This window comes from Streptomyces flavalbus (genome assembly GCF_042674625.1).
Taxonomy (GTDB): Bacteria; Actinomycetota; Actinomycetes; order Streptomycetales; family Streptomycetaceae; genus Streptomyces; species Streptomyces flavalbus.
This window is the reverse complement of sequence record NZ_JBHTEB010000001.1, coordinates 5288923-5309367: the sequence shown is the minus strand read 5'-3', so window position 1 is coordinate 5309367 and position 20445 is coordinate 5288923. Positions and strand designations below refer to the sequence as shown.

Sequence of the window (20445 nt, the reverse complement as noted above, 5' to 3'; positions counted from 1 at the left end):
TGGGCACGGGGGTATACAGAGGGGATCACGGACCGTACGGAACCCCCGTATGGACAGCCGTGTCACGATGTGAGCCGCGGCCGACACGACGTCGGCCGTGTCGGACCCGGAGCCGGGAAGGCGGAGCATGAGCACCGACGTCAGCAGTGCGGAGAACGAGGGCGGGGCAGGCGTCCGTACCGCACGCGTGCCCAAGTACTACCGCCTGAAGAAGCACCTGCTCGACATGACGGAGACCCAGGCACCCGGCACCCCGGTACCGCCCGAGCGCACGCTCGCCGCCGAGTTCGACACCTCCCGCACCACCGTCCGCCAGGCCCTCCAGGAACTCGTCGTCGAGGGGCGTCTGGAGCGCATCCAGGGCAAGGGCACCTTCGTCGCCAAGCCCAAGGTCTCCCAGGCGCTCCAGCTCACCTCCTACACCGAGGACATGCGCGCCCAAGGGCTGGAACCGACGTCCCAGTTGCTGGACATCGGCTACATCACCGCCGACGACACGCTCGCCTCCCTGCTCGACATCACCACCGGCGGCCGGGTGCTGCGCATCGAGCGCCTGCGCATGGCCAACGCCGAGCCGATGGCCATCGAGACCACGCACCTGTCCGCCAAGCGCTTCCCCGCGCTGCGCCGCTCCCTGGTGAAGTACACGTCCCTCTACACCGCCCTCGCCGAGGTGTACGACGTCCACCTGGCCGAGGCCGAGGAGACCATCGAGACCTCGCTGGCCACCCCGCGCGAGGCCGGACTGCTCGGCACCGACGTGGGCCTGCCGATGCTGATGCTCTCCCGCCACTCACTGGACCGCGACGGCCAGCCGGTGGAATGGGTGCGCTCGGTGTACCGCGGAGACCGCTACAAGTTCGTGGCGAGGTTGAAGCGTCCACAGGAGTAGTGCCCGTGGTGTAGCGCGCCCGCTGTTCCTGCTCTACGTTCCTGGCGTCAATGACCGTCTTGGCCTACGCCATGGCAGTGACGGGAGGACGACCCGGTGCGTACCGCGAACGCTCGAACCATCGTCATCTGGACCCTCGTAGCACTGGTAGGCGCCAGCGGCTGGGCCGTCCTCGCGCTCTCCCGCGGTGAGGAGGTCTCCGCCGCCTGGATGGTCGCGGCGGCCCTCGGCTCGTACGCCATCGCCTACCGCTTCTACGCCAAGTTCATCGCGCGCCGGGTGCTGAAGGTGGACGGCACCCGGGCCACCCCCGCCGAGCGCCTCAACAACGGCATCGACTTCCACCCCACCGACCGGCGGGTCCTGCTCGGCCACCACTTCGCCGCGATCGCCGGGGCCGGTCCGCTGGTCGGGCCGGTGCTCGCCGCCCAGATGGGCTATCTGCCCGGCACGATCTGGATCATCGCCGGCGTCATCTTCGCCGGCGCCGTGCAGGACATGGTGGTGCTGTTCTTCTCCACCCGCCGCGACGGGCGCTCGCTCGGCCAGATGGCCCGCGAGGAGATCGGCCCGTTCGGCGGGGCGGCGGCCCTGCTCGCCGCCTTCGCCATCATGATCATCCTGCTCGGGGTGCTCGCCCTGGTCGTCGTCAACGCCCTCGCCGAGTCGCCGTGGGGCACCTTCTCCATCGGCATGACCATCCCGATCGCCCTGCTGATGGGCTTCTACCTGCGCGTCCTGCGCCCCGGCAGGGTCCTGGAGGTCTCCCTCATCGGCGTGGCCCTGCTGCTGCTCGCGCTGGTCGCGGGCCGCTGGGTGGCCGAGTCGTCCTGGGCGGACACCTTCACCCTCGCCCCGTCCACGCTGGTCATCTGGCTGGTGGCGTACGGCTTCATCGCCTCGGTCCTGCCGGTGTGGATGCTGCTGGCGCCCCGCGACTACCTCTCCACCTTCATGAAGATCGGCACCATCGGACTGCTCGCCCTCGGCGTGGTCGTAACCGTGCCGACGCTGAGGATGGACGCCGTCACCGACTTCGCCTCCCGCGGCGACGGCCCGGTCTTCGCGGGCTCCCTCTTCCCGTTCGTGTTCATCACCATCGCCTGCGGCGCGCTGTCCGGGTTCCACGCCCTGATCTCCTCCGGCACCACCCCGAAGATGATCCAGAAGGAGACCCAGGTCCGGATGATCGGCTACGGCTCCATGCTGATGGAGTCGTCGGTCGCCGTGATGGCGCTGGTCGCCGCGAGCATCATCGACCCCGGGCTGTACTTCGCCATGAACGCGCCCGCCGGGGCCATCGGCGGCACCGTGGAGAGCGCCTCGCAGGTGGTCACCGGCTGGGGCTACCAGATCACCCCGGAGGACCTCGCCGCCGCCGCGCGGAACGTCGAGGAGTCCTCGCTGCTGTCCCGCACCGGCGGCGCGCCCACCCTCGCCGTCGGCGTCTCGCAGATCTTCTCCGAGGTGACGGGCGGGAGCCTGAAGGCGTTCTGGTACCACTTCGCCATCATGTTCGAGGCGCTGTTCATCCTGACCGCGCTCGACGCGGGCACCCGCGTGGGCCGGTTCATGCTCCAGGACACCCTCGGCAACGTCTACAAGCCGTTCCGGAACGTCAGTTGGAAGCCCGGCCTGGTCATCACCAGCGCGCTGGTGTGCGGGCTGTGGGGGTACTTCCTCTGGGTGGGCGTCCACGAGCCGCTCGGCGGGATCAACCAGCTCTTCCCGATCTTCGGCATCTCCAACCAGTTGCTGGCCGCCGTCGCGCTGGCCGTCTGCACCACCCTGCTGGTGAAGTCCGGGCGCCTGAAGTGGGCCTGGGTCACCGGCGTCCCGCTCGTCTGGGACGCCACGGTCACCCTCACCGCGAGCTGGCAGAAGGTGTTCTCCAGCGACCCGCGCGTCGGCTTCTTCGAGCAGCGCGGTGTCTACCAGGCCGGGATCGACCGCGGCGAGGTCATCCCGCCCGCCAAGGACATGGACGACATGCACACCATCGTCACCAACTCCACGGTGGACGGCGTCCTCTCCGCCGTCCTCGCGCTCCTGATCGTCGTCGTGGTCGTCGACGCGCTCCGGATCTGCGTCCGGCACGTCCGCCGCCCCGCACTGTCCACGCTCAGCGAGGCGCCGTACGTCGAGTCGAAGATCGTCGCCCCGGCCGGGCTGTTCCCGACCAAGGAGGAGAAGGAGGAGGCCCGTGACGCCGTCGGCACTGACACGCGCGTTTAGGGGCGTGCGCTGGTACCTGCGGGAGCTGACCGACGAGTCGGCGTACGAACGCTACGTGGCCCATCTGCGCGAGGGCCACCCGGAGGCGGAGGTGCCGTCCCGGCGCGCGTTCGAGCGGATGCGGACGGACCGGCGGGAAGCGGACCCACGGCAGGGCTTCCGCTGCTGCTGAGCCGCCACTACCTGCACGAGTGCCGACCGATATCCGGACGAGGGGTTCCGTTTGCGCCATCCCCTGACCTAGATTGCCTGCGCGTTACACCGGTGATCAGTGAGGGGACGGAGTCGCCAGATGTCACAAGCACCACCTGAAGCGAACAGAACGGCGGTGGTGACGCCCGTGCGCGTCGTCATCGCCGTCTGTCTGATAGCACCCTTCGTATCGATGCTGTGGGTCGGCTCCTACGCCAAGACCGACCCGACCCTGATCGGCATCCCGTTCTTCTACTGGTACCAGATGGCCTGGGTCGTGCTCTCGGCCGGGCTGACCTCGCTGGCGTACCAGCTCTGGCACCGCGACCAGCGTGCCCGCAGGCAGCGGCAGGGGGGTGACGGGGCATGAAGGACGGCGTCAACGGCGTAGCGCTCACCGTCTTCGTCCTGTTCTTCGTCGCCGTCACGGTGATGGGGTTCCTCGCCGCGCGCTGGCGGAAGGCGGCCAACGAGCACAGCCTCGACGAATGGGGGCTGGGCGGCCGGTCCTTCGGCACCTGGATCACCTGGTTCCTGCTCGGCGGCGACCTGTACACGGCGTACACCTTCGTGGCGGTCCCCGCGGCGATCTACGCGGCGGGCGCGTCCGGGTTCTTCGCGGTGCCGTACACGATCCTCATCTACCCGATGATGTTCGTGTTCCTGCCCCGGCTGTGGTCGGTCTCCCACAAGCACGGCTACGTCACCACCTCGGACTTCGTCCGCGGCCGGTTCGGTTCCAAGGGGCTGTCGCTGGCGGTCGCCGTCACCGGCATCCTCGCCACCATGCCGTACATCGCGCTCCAGCTCGTCGGCATCCAGGCCGTCCTGGACGTGATGGGCGTGGGCGGCGGCGAGAACACCCACTGGTTCGTCAAGGACCTGCCGCTGCTGATCGCCTTCGGCGTGCTGGCGGCGTACACCTACTCCTCGGGGCTGCGCGCGCCCGCGCTGATCGCGTTCGTCAAGGACACGCTGATCTACCTCGTCATCGCGGTCGCCATCATCTACATCCCGATCAAGCTGGGCGGCTTCGACGACATCTTCGCCGCGGCCAGCCAGAAGTACGAGGCGGCGGGCGCGGGCGGCCTCACGCCGACGGCCGCCTCCCAGTGGACGTACGCCACGCTGGCGCTGGGTTCGGCGCTCGCGCTGTTCATGTACCCGCACAGCGTGACCGCCGTGCTGTCCAGCCGCAGCCGTGAGGTGATCCGCCGCAACTCCACCATCCTGCCGCTGTACTCGCTGATGCTGGGCCTGCTCGCCCTGCTGGGCTTCATGGCGATCGCGGCCGGGGTCCAGGTGGACAACGGGCAGCTCGCGATCCCGCAGCTCTTCGAGAACATGTTCCCGGACTGGTTCACGGGCGTCGCCTTCGCCGCCATCGGCATCGGCGCGCTGGTCCCGGCGGCCATCATGTCCATCGCGGCGGCCAACCTCTTCACCCGCAACATCTACAAGGACTTCCTGAAGCCGGACGCCACCCCGGCCCAGGAGACCAAGGTGTCCAAGCTGGTGTCGCTGCTGGTGAAGGTGGGCGCGCTGGTCTTCGTCCTCGGCATGGACAAGACCGTCGCCATCAACTTCCAGCTCCTCGGCGGCATCTGGATCCTGCAGACCTTCCCGGCCCTGGTCGGCGGTCTGTTCACCCGCTGGTTCCACCGCTGGGCGCTGCTCGCGGGCTGGGCGGTCGGCATGGTGTACGGCACGGTCGCCGCGTACGGCGTCTCCTCGCCGACGCAGGCGCACTTCGGCGGCTCGTCGAAGGAGATCCCGGGCATCGGGGAGATCGGCTACATCGGCCTGACGGCGTTCGTCCTGAACCTGGTCGTCACGATCGTCCTGACCTTCGTCCTCAAGACCCTCAAGGCCCCCGAGGGCGTGGACGAGACGAGCCCGGAGGACTACTCGGCGGACGCGGGTGACCCGGGAGTACAGGTCGAGCTGCCCCCCGCGACGGCGGACACCGCACGCACCTAGGGGTCGACCAGCCACGACCACCCCGCGGCGGGCCGCCAAAAGCAAGTGCTACGGCGGCCCGCTGTCGTCCACACTCCCCGCATGGACATCCAGATCCGGCCCATCGAGCCCACCGAACACACCACCCTCGGCGACATCACAGCCACCGCCTACCTGGACGACGGCCTCCTCGACTTCGGCGAAAGCGACGCCTACCTCCACGAACTGAGGGACGTCACCAAGCGCGCCGCCTCCGCGGAGGTCCTCGTCGCCGCCGCCGAAGGCCGGGTCCTCGGCGGCGTCACCTTCGTGCCGGGCCCCGGCCCCATGTCCGACATCGCCCGCCCCGGCGAGGCCGAGATCAGGATGCTGGCCGTCGCCCGCGAGGCCCGCGGACGCGGCGCGGGCGAGGCCCTGGTGCGCGCCTGCCTCGACCGCGCCCGCGCCACCGACGGCTGCACGGGCGTCGTCCTGTCCACCCAGCGCACCATGCGCGCCGCCCACCGCGTCTACGAACGGCTGGGCTTCACCCGGGCCCCGGAGCGTGACTGGAACCCGCTCCCGGAGCTGGACGACATCTCCCTGCTCGTCTACGAACTGACGCTCTGAAACCGGCCCGACACAACATCTGGGGGTGGCACGCCGCCCCGGCACAAGATGTATGCTCATGCTCGCTGTCGCCGCAGGGGAATCCGGTGCGAATCCGGAACTGTCCCGCAACGGTGTACATGCGTGTTTCCGCACGCCTGGTCAGTCCGAGGACCTGCCGACAGCGCGCCCGGCCGACCGGTCCGGGTGCCATGACGTCCGGGCCTCGTGGAATGGGCCGGTGGACGCGACGCCACGCGCGCTCGTGAGCTGCCCCCTGCCCTCCACAGGGCCCAGGCCCCGTGCCGAGCGAGGGAGAGCCCCACGTGACCATCGCGCCAGCGGATCCCGCTTCAGCGACCCCGGTGGACACCGGCGGTCCCGGTACCGCGCTGCTGCGGACCCTGACCGAGCTGACCGCCGACCTGCCCGACGCCGACCCCGGCCGGGTCGCCGCCGCCGCGCTGCGCGGCCGGTCCGCGCGGGCCGACGAAAGGGAGCTGCGCGAGCTGGCCACCGAGGCCGCCGCCGGGCTGATCTCGGAGGACCCCGCGTACTCCCGGCTCGCGGCCCGGCTGCTGACCCTCGGCATCCGCGCCGAGGCGGCCTCGCAGGGCGTCACGTCGTTCACGGAGTCCGTCGCGACCGGGCACCGCGAGGGCCTGATCGCCGACCGCACCGCGGACTTCGTCCGCGTCCACGCCGACCGCCTGGACGCGCTCGTCGACCCGGACGCCGACGACCGCTTCGGCTACTTCGGGCTGCGCACCCTGCACTCCCGCTACCTGCTCCGGCACCCGGTCACCCGGCAGGTCATCGAGACGCCCCAGCACTTCCTGCTGCGGGTCGCCGCCGGGCTCGCGGAGGACGACAGCCGCCGCTCGGTGGACGAGGTCGCCGCGCTGTACGCGCTGATGAGCCGCCTCGACTACCTGCCGTCCTCGCCCACCCTGTTCAACTCCGGCACCCGCCACCCGCAGATGTCGTCCTGCTACCTCCTGGACTCCCCCAAGGACGAGCTGGACTCCCTCTACGAGCGCTACCACCAGGTCGCCCGGCTCTCCAAGCACGCGGGCGGCATCGGACTGTCGTACAGCCGCGTCCGCTCGCGCGGTTCGCTGATCCGGGGCACCAACGGGCACTCCAACGGCATCGTCCCGTTCCTGAAGACGCTGGACGCCTCGGTGGCCGCGGTGAACCAGGGCGGGCGTCGCAAGGGCGCGGCGGCGGTCTACCTGGAGACCTGGCACTCCGACATCGAGGAGTTCCTGGAGCTGCGGGACAACACCGGCGAGGACGCCCGCCGCACCCACAACCTCAACCTGGCGCACTGGGTGCCGGACGAGTTCATGCGCCGGGTCGCCGAGGACGGCACCTGGTCGCTGTTCTCGCCGTCCGACGTGCCCGAGCTGGTCGACCTGTGGGGCGCGGAGTTCGACGCCGCCTACCGCGCGGCCGAGGCGGCGGGCCTGGCGCGGAAGACCGTCCCGGCCCGTGAGCTGTACGGCCGGATGATGCGCACCCTCGCGCAGACCGGCAACGGCTGGATGACCTTCAAGGACGCCGCCAACCGCACCGCCAACCAGACCGCCGAGCCGGGCCACGTCATCCACTCCTCCAACCTCTGCACGGAGATCCTGGAGGTGACGGACGACGGTGAGACCGCCGTGTGCAACCTGGGCTCGGTCAACCTCGGCGCGTTCGTCGACGTCGGGGACGGCGGGGACGGCGGGGACATCGACTGGGAGCGCCTGGACGCCACCGTCCGCACCGCGGTCACCTTCCTGGACCGCGTGGTCGACATCAACTTCTACCCGACCGAGCAGGCGGGCCGCTCCAACGCCCGCTGGCGGCCGGTGGGCCTGGGCGTGATGGGCCTCCAGGACGTCTTCTTCCAGCTCCGGCTGCCCTTCGACTCCGCCGAGGCGAAGGGCCTGTCCAGCCGGATCGCCGAGCGGATCATGCTCGCCGCGTACGAGGCGTCCGCCGACCTCGCCGAGCGCAACGGCCCGCTTCCGGCCTGGGCGAAGACCCGCACCGCGCGGGGCGTGCTGCACCCCGACCACTACGACACCGAGCTGACCTGGCCGGAGCGCTGGGCGGCGCTGCGCGAGCGGATCGCGGCGGTCGGGATGCGCAACTCCCTGCTCCTCGCCATCGCGCCGACGGCGACGATCGCCTCCATCGCGGGCGTCTACGAGTGCGTCGAACCGCAGGTGTCCAACCTGTTCAAGCGCGAGACCCTCTCCGGTGAGTTCCTCCAGGTCAACTCCTACCTGGTACGGGACCTGAAGCGGCTCGGCGTCTGGGACGACCGCACCCGGGAGGCGCTGCGCGAGGCGGGCGGCTCGGTGCAGGGCTTCTCCTGGATCCCGGAGGACGTACGACGCCTGTACCGCACGGCGTGGGAGGTCCCGCAGCGCGCCCTGATCGACATGGCGGCGGCCCGGACCCCGTTCCTCGACCAGGCCCAGTCCCTGAACCTGTTCATGGAGACGCCGACCATCGGCAAGCTCTCCTCGATGTACGCGTACGCCTGGAAGTCCGGGCTGAAGACGACGTACTACCTGCGCTCCCGCCCGGCGACCCGGATCGCCCGAGCCGCCCAGGCCGCCACCCAGGCCACCATCCCCGCCCCCGAGGCGGTCGCCTGCTCCCTTGAGAACCCCGAGTCCTGCGAGGCCTGCCAGTAATGACCAGCCGTACCACCAACCTGCTCGACCCGGGCTTCGAACTGACCCTGCGCCCCATGCGCTACCCGGACTTCTACGAGCGCTACCGGGACGCCATCAAGAACACCTGGACCGTGGAGGAGGTCGACCTCCACTCCGACGTCGCCGACCTGGCGAGGCTGACGCCGGGCGAGCAGCACCTGATCGGCCGTCTGGTCGCCTTCTTCGCGACGGGCGACTCGATCGTCGCGAACAACCTGGTGCTCACCCTCTACAAGCACATCAACTCCCCCGAGGCGCGGCTGTACCTGTCGCGGCAGCTCTTCGAGGAGGCCGTGCACGTCCAGTTCTACCTGACGCTGCTTGACACCTACCTGCCCGACCCGGAGGACCGCACGGCCGCGTTCGCCGCCGTCGAGAACATCCCCTCCATCCGCGAGAAGGCCGAGTTCTGCTTCAGGTGGATGGACTCGGTGGAGGAGATCGACCGCCTGGAGACCCAGGCCGACCGCCGCCGCCTCCTGCTCAACCTGATCTGCTTCGCCGCGTGCATCGAGGGCCTGTTCTTCTACGGCGCCTTCGCGTACGTCTACTGGTTCCGCAGCCGGGGCCTGCTGCACGGCCTGGCGACCGGCACCAACTGGGTCTTCCGGGACGAGACCATGCACATGTCCTTCGCGTTCGACGTCGTGGACACCGTCCGCAAGGAGGAGCCGGAGCTGTTCGACGACGCGCTCCAGCGGCAGGTCACCGACATGCTGAAGGAGGCCGTCGAGGCGGAGCTGCAGTTCGGGCGCGACCTGTGCGGTGACGGGCTGCCGGGGATGAACACCGACTCGATGCGGCAGTACCTGGAGTGCGTCGCCGACCAGCGCCTGACCCGCCTGGGCTTCGCCCCGGTGTACGGCTCCGAGAACCCGTTCCCCTTCATGGAGTTGCAGGGCGTCCAGGAACTGACCAACTTCTTCGAGCGCCGCCCGTCCGCGTACCAGGTCGCCGTGGAGGGCACGGTCGACCTGGACGAGGACTTCTAGGTCGGCTACCCCAACGCCACGTAGTCCCCGGCCGACGCGGCCCGCGCGGTCGTCGTCGTGCCGGGGAAGTACCAGCGCCAGGTGCCCGCCGAGGAGACGGTCACCTTGGTGCGCAGCAGGCCGGAGCCGTCGGCCGTGACGGTCTTGACCGTGCGGTAGTCGGAGGAGCCGCTGGGGCGGTGCTGGAGCAGCACCGTTCCGGCGAAGCCGTAGTACTTCAGGCTCTCCCAACTGGCCCGCGACAGCTTCCCCGCCACGGTGAGCGTGCCGCCCTTGGCGACCGGCTCGGGTCCGGCGTTGACGGTGGGCGCGGAGGCGCGCTTGACCTTGAACAGGGCGATGCGGTCGTGGATCCAGTAGTCGCCGTCGTTGGCCTTGACGGTGGCGGCGGCCTGCCAGGTCCCCGCGATGTTGTTGGAGTTGATGTCGTCGCTGTTCGGGATCCAGGCCGGGTCGACCTTCATCGTCCCCGTGCACACGGACGTGGTCGAGGTCTTCTTCACACAGGTGGTGCCGGTCCAGTCGAAGAAGCCGTAGCCGTTGGACGAGTTGAAGGCGCTGAGGTCGGTGACCCCCTTCACCCCCGAGTCGTCCTGAACGGTCATGGCGATCGGGAACGTGACGACCGCCTTCGTCCCGACCTTGACGTTCTTGCCGCCGTTGACGACGGTGCTGGTGACGCGGACGTCGCCGCGGCCCTCCGCGTGCGCGCCGGTCGCGGTGAGCAGGACGAGCGCGGTGGCCCCGCCCGTGACCGCCCACGCCGTGCGCCGCGCGGAGCGCGTGATGTGTTCCATGATCCTCCCCTGGTGTCCGGGAGAGGTTACACACGCGCTCCGGCGGTGCGGAACGGGACGGTCACCGGGGTACCGGGCGCAGCAGCAGCCGGTGCGGGCGCAGGGTGATGCCGACGCGGGTGGTGTCGTTGGAACCGGGGACCTGCTCCAGGCGGAAGGCGGTGGCCACCGCGGCGGTGATCAGCGTCAACTGGGCCATGGAGAAGTGGTCGCTGGGGCACTTGCGGTTGCCGACGCTGAACGGGCTCATGGCGTACTTCGGCACGTCCCTGACGCGTTCCGGAAGCCAGCGGTCGGGGTCGAACTCCAGGTTGTTGGCGTATGAACGCGCATCGCGTTGGATCGCGTACGGACTGTAGACGAGGTCGGCCCCGGCCGGAATGCGATAGCCACCGAGTGCGGTGTCGGTGACCGCCCGCCGGGTGAGAATCCAGACGGCGGGCCGCAAACGCATCGCCTCCGTGACGACATTGTTGGTGTGGCCGAGCTTACGGACGTCGTCGAATGCCACGGGTCGGCTGCCCGTCACGGATTCAACCTCGTCCCGGACCTTGTCCGCGTGTTCCGGGTGTTCCGCGAGAACCTGGAGCAGCCACATGATCGTGGAAGCCACGGTTTCGCTTCCGGGGGTGAGTATCGCCACGACCTGGTCGTGGATCTCCTGCTCCCCGATGGGCTCGCCATTCTCGTCCTTCGCCGCCAGCAAAGCCGTCAGCAAATCGTCCGGCCTTTGCCCGGAGGCCCGCCGCTCGGCCACGATCTCGTCGACGAGGAGATGCAAATCGGCCAGTGCGCGGTTGAATTCGCGGTTGGCCGGAAGCGGCAGCCGGTACAGCGGCCCGAGCGGCACGACCATCCGCCGGTACATGCCCCGGAAGACGGTGGCGAGCGCGACGCACAGCCGCTCCGCCCGCTCGTCCATGTACTGGCCGCGCAGCAGGCAGCGGGCCGCGACGCGCACGGCGATCCGGAACGACTCCGAGGTGCAGTCGACGGTCGCGCCGGTCCGCCACCGCTCGACGAGGGCGTGCGCCTCCTCCTCCATGACCGGCCCGTACGCCGGGATGGCGTCCAGCCGGAACGCGGGCTGGATGGTGCGCCGTTGGCGCCGGTGCCGGGGGCCGTTGGCGGTGGCGACGCCCTCCTTGCCGAGCAGGCCCTCCAGTGACTCCCACAGCGGCCCGTCGATCTCGTAGTCGGGGTCGAGCGCCAGCGCGCCGGTGAGCGCGGGGGTGGTGACGGCGTACACCGTCTTGGGGCCGAGGCGCAGCCGGACCACGTCGCCGTGGTCGCGCAGTTGGGCCATGAAGGCCAGCGGGTCGCGGAGCAGCCGCCAGCCGTGGCCGAGGAGCGGCAGACCGCCGCCCGCGAGGGGTGGTTCCCGCAGTTCCCGGGCCGGGGTGGTGGCGCCCGCCCCGGGCCGCACCGACTCGACGGTCATTTCTCACCTGCCGCTTCGTTGTTGACGTACGGGGGCGTCGACCGGTCGTCCCAGCTTTCGACCCGGTAACGGCCGGACTCGTGGTGGAACCAGTAGACGGAACTGAACCAGTTCCGCATATTCGCGAGGCAGGCCCGCACGGCAACGCTCAATTCCTTTCCGCGCTGTGTGCCGTCGGCGAGGTCGTCGGCGAAGCGTACGGCGTCCTTCTCGGCTGTCAGGAATTCCGCTATGCAATTCTCGACCCGTCGCCGTACCTCGGCGATTGCCTCTTCCAGGCTCAGCCCTTCATGGGTGATGAGGCTGATGCCGAGATTGTGTACCTCGTCGCCCGCGATTTCCTTGGGCAGTGAGCAGAGGTCGTTGTACCAGGCGGCGAATTCCTGACTGAGCAGCGCCGCCCGCCGAAATGCCGGATGTGTGCGCACCGGGTCCGGGAGTTCGCATTCCGCGCTCGGCTCCAGCAGGTCGGTCCAGATCCAGTGGGCAAAGGTGAGACGGCGTAGCGCCAGATACTCCTCGACCGTGGGGACGTTTCCCTCGGTACGGTTGTGGAACTCCCGGTCGTACGCCTCTATCACCGCGTGGAAATGGCGCGCGAACCGTGCGTTCCAGGTCCGCGACAGGAACGAGTAAAGGCGCAGCACACTGTCCGCGAACCCCGCGACCAAGGGGTCCTCGTGGCGCAGGTGGTGCTGGGGGGAGTCGAGCGCCGTGTGCAGCCGCTCCTTGAGGCGCCGCCACGCTGCCGGACGGCGGTGGACGATGTCACGGTCGTGCCGGTCGTCCCAGACGAAGAACCACGCGCTGTAGTCCGCAATCGCCTGCATGACGTCATCGGGGGCGCCGATGTAGTACCCCGCCATGAGATCGGTGTAGCACAGTCCATCGGCATATTCCGCCACCTTCTCCGCGGGCATGAGTCGCTTTTCCAGCAACCATGCGCGGGTGGTCTCCTGAAGCCGTGGCCAATACGGGTGCAGTTGCCGTGGAAAGGCCGCTTCGATCACCGGCAGAGAGAGCGACGGTGGGACCGCGACCGCCGTCGCGGTCGATGTGGTGCTGGGTGGGAAAGCGTGCAAGACGAACCCCTTTCAGCCGCCGATGACGCACGCCCCTGCCGCTGTGCCGGGCGTGCGCCGTTGCGTATCCCGCACTCCCATTCAGCACCACAACTGACCGGTCTGGGAATGGATTTGCTCCATTCACTACCCCAACGTGCCGAGAATCTCCCCCCGTGTGACTGGTTATGGATCACTGGCCCGCTCATTGCGATCGAACGTGCGTCGGACACACGAACGGCGCCCGGCGGGGGGCTCACCTGGCTCACCCCGGCCGGACGCCGTTCGGTACGTGTCGGGTCGCGCTCTCGTCAGTCGTTGGCGACCACGGGGTAGCGCGGCTCGTTCTCCGCCATCTGCCGCAGCGCGTCCTTGCGTTCCCGCTTGGAGAGGCGGTCGATGTAGAGGTAGCCGTACAGGTGGTCCGTCTCGTGCTGGAGGCAGCGGGCGAAGTAGCCGGTGCCGCGCACCCTGATCGGGTTGCCCTTCTCGTCCTGCCCGGTGACCTCGGCGTAGTCGGGGCGGGCGAGCGAGGCGTACGCGGTCGGCACCGACAGGCAGCCCTCGTTGCTGTCGTCGAGGCGGCGCTTGTCGGCGGGCAGTTCGACCAGCCTGGGGTTGCAGACCACGCCGACGTGCCGGACACCGGCGTCGTCCTGGCAGTCGTAGACGAAGACCTTCAGGTCGACGCCGATCTGGTTGGCGGCCAGGCCCACGCCCTCGGCGGTGCGCTGGCTGGCGAACATGTCCGCGACCAACTGGTCCAGCTCGGCGCCGAACTCGGTGACGTCCTTGCACTCCTTGTGGAGCACGGGGTTCCCCACCACCGTGATCGGCCGCGAGGTACCGCGCTCGCGCCAGGCGGTCTCACGCTCCTCGCAGTCCTCCGTGTCGACGACGAAGCCCTCGTCGTCGACGGGGAGCACGCCCACGTGCTGCTGATCGGTGTCCTGCTGGGCCATGACCGACGTACGCCTTCCTGCACAAAACCAAGAACAAAGGGGATGTGGTGCTGATCCAGGGTACGGGGACCGTTCAGCACACCTCTTCCAGATCCCGCCAGTCCCGCGTCTCCGGACTGTCCGCGACCCACCCGTCCAGCAGCCCCCGCACCAGGGACGCCGGGGCCGCGAGGCCGCACTCCCGCTCCGGCACCCAGAGCTGCCCGTCCGTACGGTGCCCCAGCGGCCCCGGATGGCCCGGCTCGCTGTGGTCGTGCGGGTCGAGGTGCTCGCCGTCGCCCTCGTCCGCGGGCATCCGCGACTCCGAGCACATCCGGCACAGCAGCCGCACCGACGACGACCAGTCCTCCGCGGCGAACCCGGCGTCCGCGGCGAGCTGCTCCAGCGCGTCCCGGTCGTCCTCGGTCTCCGCCTCAAGCAGGACCACCCAGGTCGGCACGGGCGACGGCGCCCACAGCTCGATCTCGTCGAACACGGGGTAGCTGTGCCCGGCGGCGGTGGTCCGCTCGCCGTGCGGCACCCCGTCGTGCAGGACGACCTCGCCCCAGCGCCGCCCGGACGACGGCAGCGGGATCGACAGCACCTCGATCCGGGCGGGGTCGAGCCGCCGCCCCCACACCACCTCGGCCTCCCCCTCGGGCGACAGCCGTACGGCCGCGCTGCCGAGGTCCATGCCGACGGGCTCACCGGAGACGGCGGCGCCCCCGGGCACGTCCAGGCCGTACGCCTGCCAGGCGCGGCGGGCCAGCGGCCAGTCCTGGAGGGCGGTGGCGGCGATGCCGACGTTCCACCAGTCGGGGGCGCCGGTCTCCCGGTCCAGCAGGGCCACCGCCCGCAGCCCGGCCGCCCGCGCCTGCTCCCAGTCGTGCCGGAACTTGTGCAGCAGCGCCAGGTTGAACCAGGACTCCGACAGCCAGGGCTCCAGATCGGCGGCCCGTGTCAGCAGCGCGCCCGCGTCCTCGTAGCGACCGTCGCCGATCAGGGTGAACGCGCGGTCGGTGGCCTGCCGCCAGGAGGCGGAGGGCCGGTGCCGTCCCTTGCCGAAGATCCTCACGATTCCCGCCTGCCAGTTCCGTTCAGTGGGCTGGCTGTGCCTTTCGCGCCCCCGTACACCTTCTCCTGGGCATCAAACCACGTGCGACTGGAGAGGCGCCCATTACCCATGGGTTACCCAGCCTCCCCCGGGGTCAGACTCCCGGCCCAGCGCGCGGGCCAGTGACTCCACCACCTCCGGAGCGTAGTCACCCGCGGCGCCCAGCCGCAGCTCCTCCAGCGCCGTCAGGGCCCCACCGGGACCGGCTTCCCGCACCCGCTCCTCATAGGCGTTCACGACCCGTACGATCCGGGCGGCCAGCGGCTGCTCCGCGCACGGGTCGGCCTGCCGCTCCACGACCACCGCGACGGCCGGGTCCACGCCGGTCTGCCGTACGACGGCCCCGCCGAGCAGCGCGATGCGCCGCTGCTCGGCGGCCGGGAGGCGGGCGGTGGCCCCGGCCGGTACCGGGTCCACGAGGCTGAGCTGTCCGATGTCGTGCATCAGGGCCGCGTGCTCCAGCACGGTCAGCTCCGGCTCCGTCAGCCCCAGCTCCCGCCCCACCGCCCGGCTGAGCGCCGCCACCCGCCGCGCGTGCCCGGCCGGGGTGTACCCGGCGACCTCGGTGGCGCGGGCGAGGGAGGCGATGGTCTGCCGGTAGGTGGCCCGCACCGCCGCGTACCGCCGGAACGCGAGCTGGACGAGGGAGAGCGGCACGCAGAACACCGGCAGCGCCCACAGCCCCACCACGGCCACCGCCAGCGCCACCACCGCGCCCGTGGCGCACACCGCGGAGCCGATGCCGAGCAGCCCGCGCAGCTCGTCCCTGAGCAGCGGGCCGAAGGGCCAGCCGGTGCGGGAGCGGGCCGCCGCGGCGGCGAGCACGGCGTCGCAGAGCGCGGTGAGCGCCAGCAGGGCGAGCAGCAGCGGGGCGTAGGCCGGTCCGATCCACGCGTCGAACACCCCCCGGTTGTAGAGCGGCTGGAAGCAGACGGCGGCGAAGCCGACGGTGAGCACCCGGCGCGCCAGGTGGTCCGCGGTGCCGCGCTCCCCGCGCGCGAGGTGCGGCACGCAGCCGACCAGCGAGGCGGCCAGCACCACGGCGACGACCTGCGCGACCCCGTGCCGGGTCGGCTCCCCCGCCGCCTCCCCGAGCAGCGCGTACGCCAGCGCCCCGGCGGCCCCGAGCGGCGCCGCCTCCCGTGGCGGGCAGCCGGTCCACCGGCTCAGCTCCCCGGCAGCGACGAAGACCCCGAAGGCGAGCGCCACGCCCCGGTCCGCCAGCCCGTGCCAGAGGGTGAGCCCGAGACAGACGGCGCCGAGGACGGCGGCACAGAGCTGGATGAGCCGGTGAGCGCTCACGGGCTCTCCCGCAGGGCACGGGGGGCGTGGTCGTCGGCCGCTTCCGGAGCGGGTACGGCACCCTTCACGTCGTCGGCCGGTTCCGGAGCGGGTCCGGCACCCCTCACGTCGTCCGCCGTCACCGTGCGCCCCCACCCCCACCGCCGTACCACCCGCACCAGCGCCCCCACCATCCGCGGATCGAACTGCGCCCCCGCGCACCGCTCCAGCTCCCGCAGCGCCACCGGCACCGGCCGCGCCCGCCGGTAGGCGCGGGTGGACGTCATGGCGTCGAAGGCGTCCGCGACGGCGACCACGCGGGCGGACTCCGGGATCTGGGCGCCGACGAGCCCGTAGGGGTACCCGCTGCCGTCCAGCCGTTCGTGGTGGTGCAGCACCGCCGCCCTGGCCTCGCCGAGGAAGGCGATGCCGCGCACCATCTCGTGCCCGTACTCGGGGTGCAGCTCGATCACCCGGCGTTCCTCGGGCGTCAGCGGCCCGTCCTTGCGCAGCAGCCTGGTCGGTACGCCGAGCTTTCCCACGTCGTGCAGGATTCCGGCGAAGCGGAGCGTCTCCACGCGGTCGTCGTCCATGCCCAGCTCGCGGGCGATCATCATGGACGCCTGGCCGACCCGCTCGCTGTGTCCGCGGGTGTACCCGTCCTTGATGTCGACGGCCTGCACCAGCGCCCGGATGGTCGCCCGGTGCGCGGCCCGCTCCCGGTGGTACTGGGCGAAGACCCACCAGGACACCCACATCGGCAGCAGCACGAGCAGCGCGGCGACGGGCCCGTACGGGCTGCGCCACAGGACGGCCATCATCAGCCCGGCGAGCCCGTGCACGGCGACCGCGGCCAGCGACCGCGCGAAGAGCCCCCGCCAGGCCCGGCGCACCGGCACCCGCTCGGCGAGCACGAGGACACCCCCGTCGAGCGCGGTGAGCACCAGGCAGAAGACCAGCACCGCCGCCCCCGCGGGCAGCAGCGCGTAGGGGAAGTGCGGCGCCACCACCGCGTCCCGGCCGCCGAGCGCCCAGTGCGCGCGGGCGGCGGCCCACACGGCGAGCGCGAGCTGCGCGGCCCGCCAGATCCGCCGCAGCCCGGCGGGGCGCTGTCCGACGTACGACAGCAGCGCCCCCGGCACCGCCACGAGCGTGGCGGCGGGCGGGGGCAGCAGAAACGCTCCGGCGAGCAGGACGGGGTAGCAGGTCCCGGCGACACCGCGCCGGGTGATCAGCTCGCCGCCCGCGTACAGCACCGCGAGCAGGCCGACGGCCCACCAGGGCGTGTGCAGGGTGGTCAGCGGGCGCAGACAGAACAGGGCGGCGAGGGCGACACAGGCGACGTACACGCGTGCCCGCCCCGGTACCGCCTCCATCGCGAAGCGCCCCTTCCCCGCCGCCCGGCCGTCGGTTCAGGCTCGAACCTAGGCGGGCACAGGCGGGCTCCGGGGCGGGTTACGCCTCGGATTAGCACCTTCGGGTGATACGGGGGACGGTCAGGATTCCTGGGCGGTGGCCGGACCGGCGGTCACGTCGTGGTCGGGGACGGCCTGTCCGGAGCGGATGACGTCGATCCGCTGCATGACCTTGGCGCGCAGGTCGGTGGGCACGTCGTCATGTCCGCAGCACCGCTTGACCAGCTTCTTCACCGCCTGCTCAAGACCGTACTTCTCCAGACAGGGCGAGCACTCCTGGAAGTGCTGCTTGAACTTGGCGCGATCGACGTCCGGCATCTCACTGTCGAGGAACTCGTACAGATGGTCGAGTACCTCACCGCAGTCCGTCTCGTGCGGCTCTCCGCAGCTCATGAGCCCGAGCCTTTCGCTTCGTTCGACTCTCCGGCGCCGGCCGGGACCAGACCCCGCTCGCGGGCGTAGTCCTCCAACATGCCGCGCAGTTGACGACGGCCCCGGTGCAGCCGGGACATCACCGTACCGATGGGTGTCCCCATGATGTCCGCGATCTCCTTGTACGCAAAGCCCTCTACGTCGGCGAGATAGACGGCGATGCGGAATTCCTCGGGGATCGCCTGCAACGCCTCCTTCACGTCCGAGTCGGGCAGGTGGTCGAGCGCCTGCGACTCGGCGGAGCGCAGACCGGTCGACATGTGCGACTCGGCGCGGGCGAGCTGCCAGTCCTCGATCTCCTCGGCCGCGCTGCGCTGCGGTTCACGCTGCTTCTTGCGGTACGAGTTGATGAAGGTGTTGGTGAGGATCCGGTACAGCCACGCCTTGAGGTTGGTGCCCTCGCGGAACTGGTGGAAGGACGCGTACGCCTTGGCGTACGTCTCCTGCACCAGGTCCTCGGCGTCGGCCGGGTTGCGCGTCATGCGCAGCGCGGCCGAGTACATCTGGTCGAGGAATTCGAGCGCGTCCCGCTCGAAGCGCGCGCTGCGCTCCGCGGTCGTCTCCGCGCCCGTACCGCCCAGGCCCTCGGGCTGCTCCGCCTGGCCGTTGTCGGTCCCTGCGTCGGTACCGGGAACCGGACCCACCTCCTCCAGTGTCCGCGTGGGACCGAGATCGGTCCCACCAGAATCGGAGGATAGACGACGATCCGGTCCGCCCGCCGCCCGAATAGGGGCGGTCGACGCCGCGTGCAGCACTGTCCAGTCAAGCTCGGTACGGCTGCTGCGGCTCGGGCAGAAAGTCGAACCCATGCGGCGGTCATCCTCTCCCACGAATTGCTTCCGACCGCCATAACAGGAGCGGGGCCTCCCGCATTCCCGAGCCCTACCCGAGCCTGCGGACCCAGTCGAGCACCCCGTCGGTGACCAACCGGACCGCCTCCTCCTGCCCGATCTCCGCGCGCTTCGGTACGGCGAACCCGTGATCGCCGTACGGCACCTCGACGAGTTCGTGGTCGCCCTCGGGGAACTCCCCCGGCCGCCCGAAGGGGTCGTTGCCGCCCTGGACGACGAGGGTGGGCACCCCGGCGCCGAGCAGTTCGTCGGCGCGGGACCTCTCGGGCCTGCCCGGCGGGTGCAGCGGGAAGCTGAGCGCGAGGACGGCGTGCGCGCCCAGCTCGCTGGCGGTGCGGCAGGCGACCCGCGCGCCCGCGCTGCGCCCGCCGGAGATCACCGGCAGGCCCGGCGCGGTGACCGCGGGCCAGATGCCGCGCCAGCCGACGTCGAGGGTCTTCGGCGCGGGCGCGACCTTCTTCCCGGCGACCCGCCAGGGCTGCTCCACCAGCGCCACGCTCACCCCGTGCTCGGGCAGCACGGCGGCGAGGGCCTGGAGGTCGCGGGCCTCGATGCCGCCGCCCGCGCCGTGGCTCACCGCGAGGACCAGCCGGGCGGTCCGCGCCGCCCGGTGCCAGGTGACACGGGCGTCCCCCGCGTCCGTGCTGATGATCTCGGTGCTGGTGATCTCGGTCGTCACGCTAGAAAAGTGTGCCCTCTTCCGGGCCCGACAGCTCCTTCAGCAGCTCCGGTCCGTTGTTGCGGACGTTGCTGACGGCGGTGGACACCGGGTAGGCGCGCATCAGCCCCGCGGGCGGCGGCGCGAGGAGTTCCCGCAGGTCGTCGGGGTCGGTCCGGGACGGGTCGAGCCAGGCGTCCCAGCGGTCCGGGGTGAGCATCAGCGGCATCCGGGGGTGGATCTCGGCGAGGGCGTGCGGCCCGTCGGCGGGCGCGACGGCGAGCGGGGTGGTCTCCGCCTCGGTGGTGATGACCGAGCAGGTCGCCCACCAGGCCCGCGGGTGGTCGTCGGGCAGCGTCCGGTCCCGCCAGAACTCGTACAGCCCGGCCATCGCGAACACCGACCCGTCGGCCGGGAGCACGAAGTACGGCTGCTTGCGGGGCCGCTTCTTCTTCCCCTCGACCTCCAGGTCCCGCTCCTGGTTGCCGGTGACCCACTCGTAGTAGCCGTCGGCGGGGATGATGCAGCGCCGGGTGGTGAAGGCGCGGCGGTACGACGGCTTCTCGTGCACCGTCTCGGCCCGCGCGTTGATCATCCGGGCGGCGCCCTCGGGCGTCTTGGACCAGGAGGGCACCAGCCCCCACTTCAGCCTGCGCAACTGCCGAACCGGCCGCGGATCGTCCGCGTCCTTCACAGGACGGTCGAGGACGGCGTAGACGTCCTTGGTCGGGGCCACGTTGTAGTCGGGAGCGAGGGTCTCCTCCGGCTCCCACTTCTCGATTTCAAAGATTCCCGCGAGATCCTCGGGCCCACGACTCGATGCATACCGTCCACACATACGTGCCACACTGCCAGACTCCACCCGACCAGAGGGAGCGCCCC

General features: G+C 70.8%; 19 protein-coding genes and 1 riboswitch. Of the genes, 8 read left to right on the top strand and 11 right to left on the bottom strand.

What is annotated here, in order from left to right:
- The first annotated feature begins 127 nt into the window (after positions 1-127).
- The 8 genes from ACFQZ6_RS23980 (at position 128) to ACFQZ6_RS23945 (ending at position 9572) form a co-directional block, all read left to right on the top strand.
- Positions 128-892: a GntR family transcriptional regulator gene (locus tag ACFQZ6_RS23980; RefSeq protein WP_381612329.1), complete on the top strand. Its 765-nt coding sequence runs from the start codon at positions 128-130 to the stop codon at positions 890-892.
- A 96-nt stretch (positions 893-988) separates the two neighbouring features.
- Positions 989-3127, top strand: a complete 2139-nt coding sequence (locus ACFQZ6_RS23975; protein ID WP_381612327.1) for a carbon starvation CstA family protein — start codon at positions 989-991, stop codon at positions 3125-3127.
- Positions 3096-3299 (top strand): YbdD/YjiX family protein, encoded by a 204-nt coding sequence (locus tag ACFQZ6_RS23970; protein ID WP_381612326.1) that lies wholly within the window; start codon positions 3096-3098, stop codon positions 3297-3299. The genes ACFQZ6_RS23975 and ACFQZ6_RS23970 overlap by 32 nt, the downstream gene beginning before the upstream one ends.
- 120 nt (positions 3300-3419) lie before the next feature.
- A complete protein-coding gene (locus ACFQZ6_RS23965) occupies positions 3420-3689 on the top strand; it encodes a DUF3311 domain-containing protein (RefSeq protein WP_381612324.1) in 270 nt (89 codons plus the stop codon).
- A complete protein-coding gene (gene mctP, locus ACFQZ6_RS23960) occupies positions 3686-5299 on the top strand; it encodes a monocarboxylate uptake permease MctP (protein WP_381612322.1) in 1614 nt (537 codons plus the stop codon). The genes ACFQZ6_RS23965 and mctP overlap by 4 nt, the downstream gene beginning before the upstream one ends.
- An 81-nt stretch (positions 5300-5380) precedes the next feature.
- Positions 5381-5887, top strand: a complete 507-nt coding sequence (locus tag ACFQZ6_RS23955) for a GNAT family N-acetyltransferase (protein ID WP_381612320.1) — start codon at positions 5381-5383, stop codon at positions 5885-5887.
- 52 nt (positions 5888-5939) lie between these two features.
- Positions 5940-6063: riboswitch (cobalamin riboswitch) on the top strand.
- Positions 6064-6192: 129 nt separating this feature from the next.
- Positions 6193-8559: a ribonucleoside-diphosphate reductase subunit alpha gene (locus tag ACFQZ6_RS23950; protein WP_381612318.1), complete on the top strand. Its 2367-nt coding sequence runs from the start codon at positions 6193-6195 to the stop codon at positions 8557-8559.
- A complete protein-coding gene (locus tag ACFQZ6_RS23945; protein ID WP_381612316.1) occupies positions 8559-9572 on the top strand; it encodes a ribonucleotide-diphosphate reductase subunit beta in 1014 nt (337 codons plus the stop codon). Before ACFQZ6_RS23950 ends, ACFQZ6_RS23945 begins: the two co-directional genes overlap by 1 nt.
- 5 nt (positions 9573-9577) lie before the next feature.
- Here ACFQZ6_RS23945 and ACFQZ6_RS23940 read toward each other — a convergent pair whose 3' ends face one another.
- The 11 genes from ACFQZ6_RS23940 to ACFQZ6_RS23890 all read right to left on the bottom strand — a co-directional run bounded on the left by ACFQZ6_RS23940 (position 9578) and on the right by ACFQZ6_RS23890 (position 20401).
- Positions 9578-10369, bottom strand: coding sequence for a hypothetical protein (locus ACFQZ6_RS23940; RefSeq protein ID WP_381612314.1), 792 nt, complete (start codon positions 10367-10369; stop codon positions 9578-9580).
- Positions 10370-10430: 61 nt separating this feature from the next.
- On the bottom strand, positions 10431-11810 hold the full coding sequence (locus tag ACFQZ6_RS23935; RefSeq protein WP_381612312.1) for a bifunctional albaflavenone monooxygenase/terpene synthase: 1380 nt from the start codon (positions 11808-11810) through the stop codon (positions 10431-10433).
- Positions 11807-12892, bottom strand: coding sequence for an epi-isozizaene synthase (gene cyc1 / locus ACFQZ6_RS23930; protein ID WP_381612310.1), 1086 nt, complete (start codon positions 12890-12892; stop codon positions 11807-11809). Before cyc1 ends, ACFQZ6_RS23935 begins: the two co-directional genes overlap by 4 nt.
- A 290-nt stretch (positions 12893-13182) precedes the next feature.
- Positions 13183-13833 (bottom strand): peptide deformylase, encoded by a 651-nt coding sequence (gene def / locus ACFQZ6_RS23925; RefSeq protein WP_381612308.1) that lies wholly within the window; start codon positions 13831-13833, stop codon positions 13183-13185.
- Between the two features lie 73 nt (positions 13834-13906).
- Positions 13907-14887, bottom strand: a complete 981-nt coding sequence (locus tag ACFQZ6_RS23920) for a tetratricopeptide repeat protein (RefSeq protein ID WP_381612306.1) — start codon at positions 14885-14887, stop codon at positions 13907-13909.
- 102 nt (positions 14888-14989) lie between these two features.
- Entirely contained in the window at positions 14990-16228 is a 1239-nt protein-coding gene (locus tag ACFQZ6_RS23915; protein ID WP_381612304.1) for an HD-GYP domain-containing protein, read from the bottom strand.
- Positions 16225-17583, bottom strand: coding sequence for an HD-GYP domain-containing protein (locus ACFQZ6_RS23910; RefSeq protein WP_381612302.1), 1359 nt, complete (start codon positions 17581-17583; stop codon positions 16225-16227). Before ACFQZ6_RS23910 ends, ACFQZ6_RS23915 begins: the two co-directional genes overlap by 4 nt.
- A gap of 120 nt (positions 17584-17703) precedes the next feature.
- Positions 17704-18015 carry a mycothiol system anti-sigma-R factor gene (rsrA, locus tag ACFQZ6_RS23905; RefSeq protein WP_381612301.1) on the bottom strand — a complete coding sequence of 104 codons (312 nt, stop codon included), beginning with the start codon at positions 18013-18015 and terminating at the stop codon, positions 17704-17706.
- Positions 18012-18698: an RNA polymerase sigma factor SigR gene (gene sigR / locus ACFQZ6_RS23900; RefSeq protein WP_381612299.1), complete on the bottom strand. Its 687-nt coding sequence runs from the start codon at positions 18696-18698 to the stop codon at positions 18012-18014. Before sigR ends, rsrA begins: the two co-directional genes overlap by 4 nt.
- Before the next feature lie 238 nt (positions 18699-18936).
- On the bottom strand, positions 18937-19584 hold the full coding sequence (locus ACFQZ6_RS23895) for an alpha/beta hydrolase family protein (protein WP_381612297.1): 648 nt from the start codon (positions 19582-19584) through the stop codon (positions 18937-18939).
- Position 19585: 1 nt separating this feature from the next.
- Positions 19586-20401, bottom strand: a complete 816-nt coding sequence (locus tag ACFQZ6_RS23890) for an SOS response-associated peptidase (RefSeq protein ID WP_381612295.1) — start codon at positions 20399-20401, stop codon at positions 19586-19588.
- Positions 20402-20445: the final 44 nt, after the last annotated feature.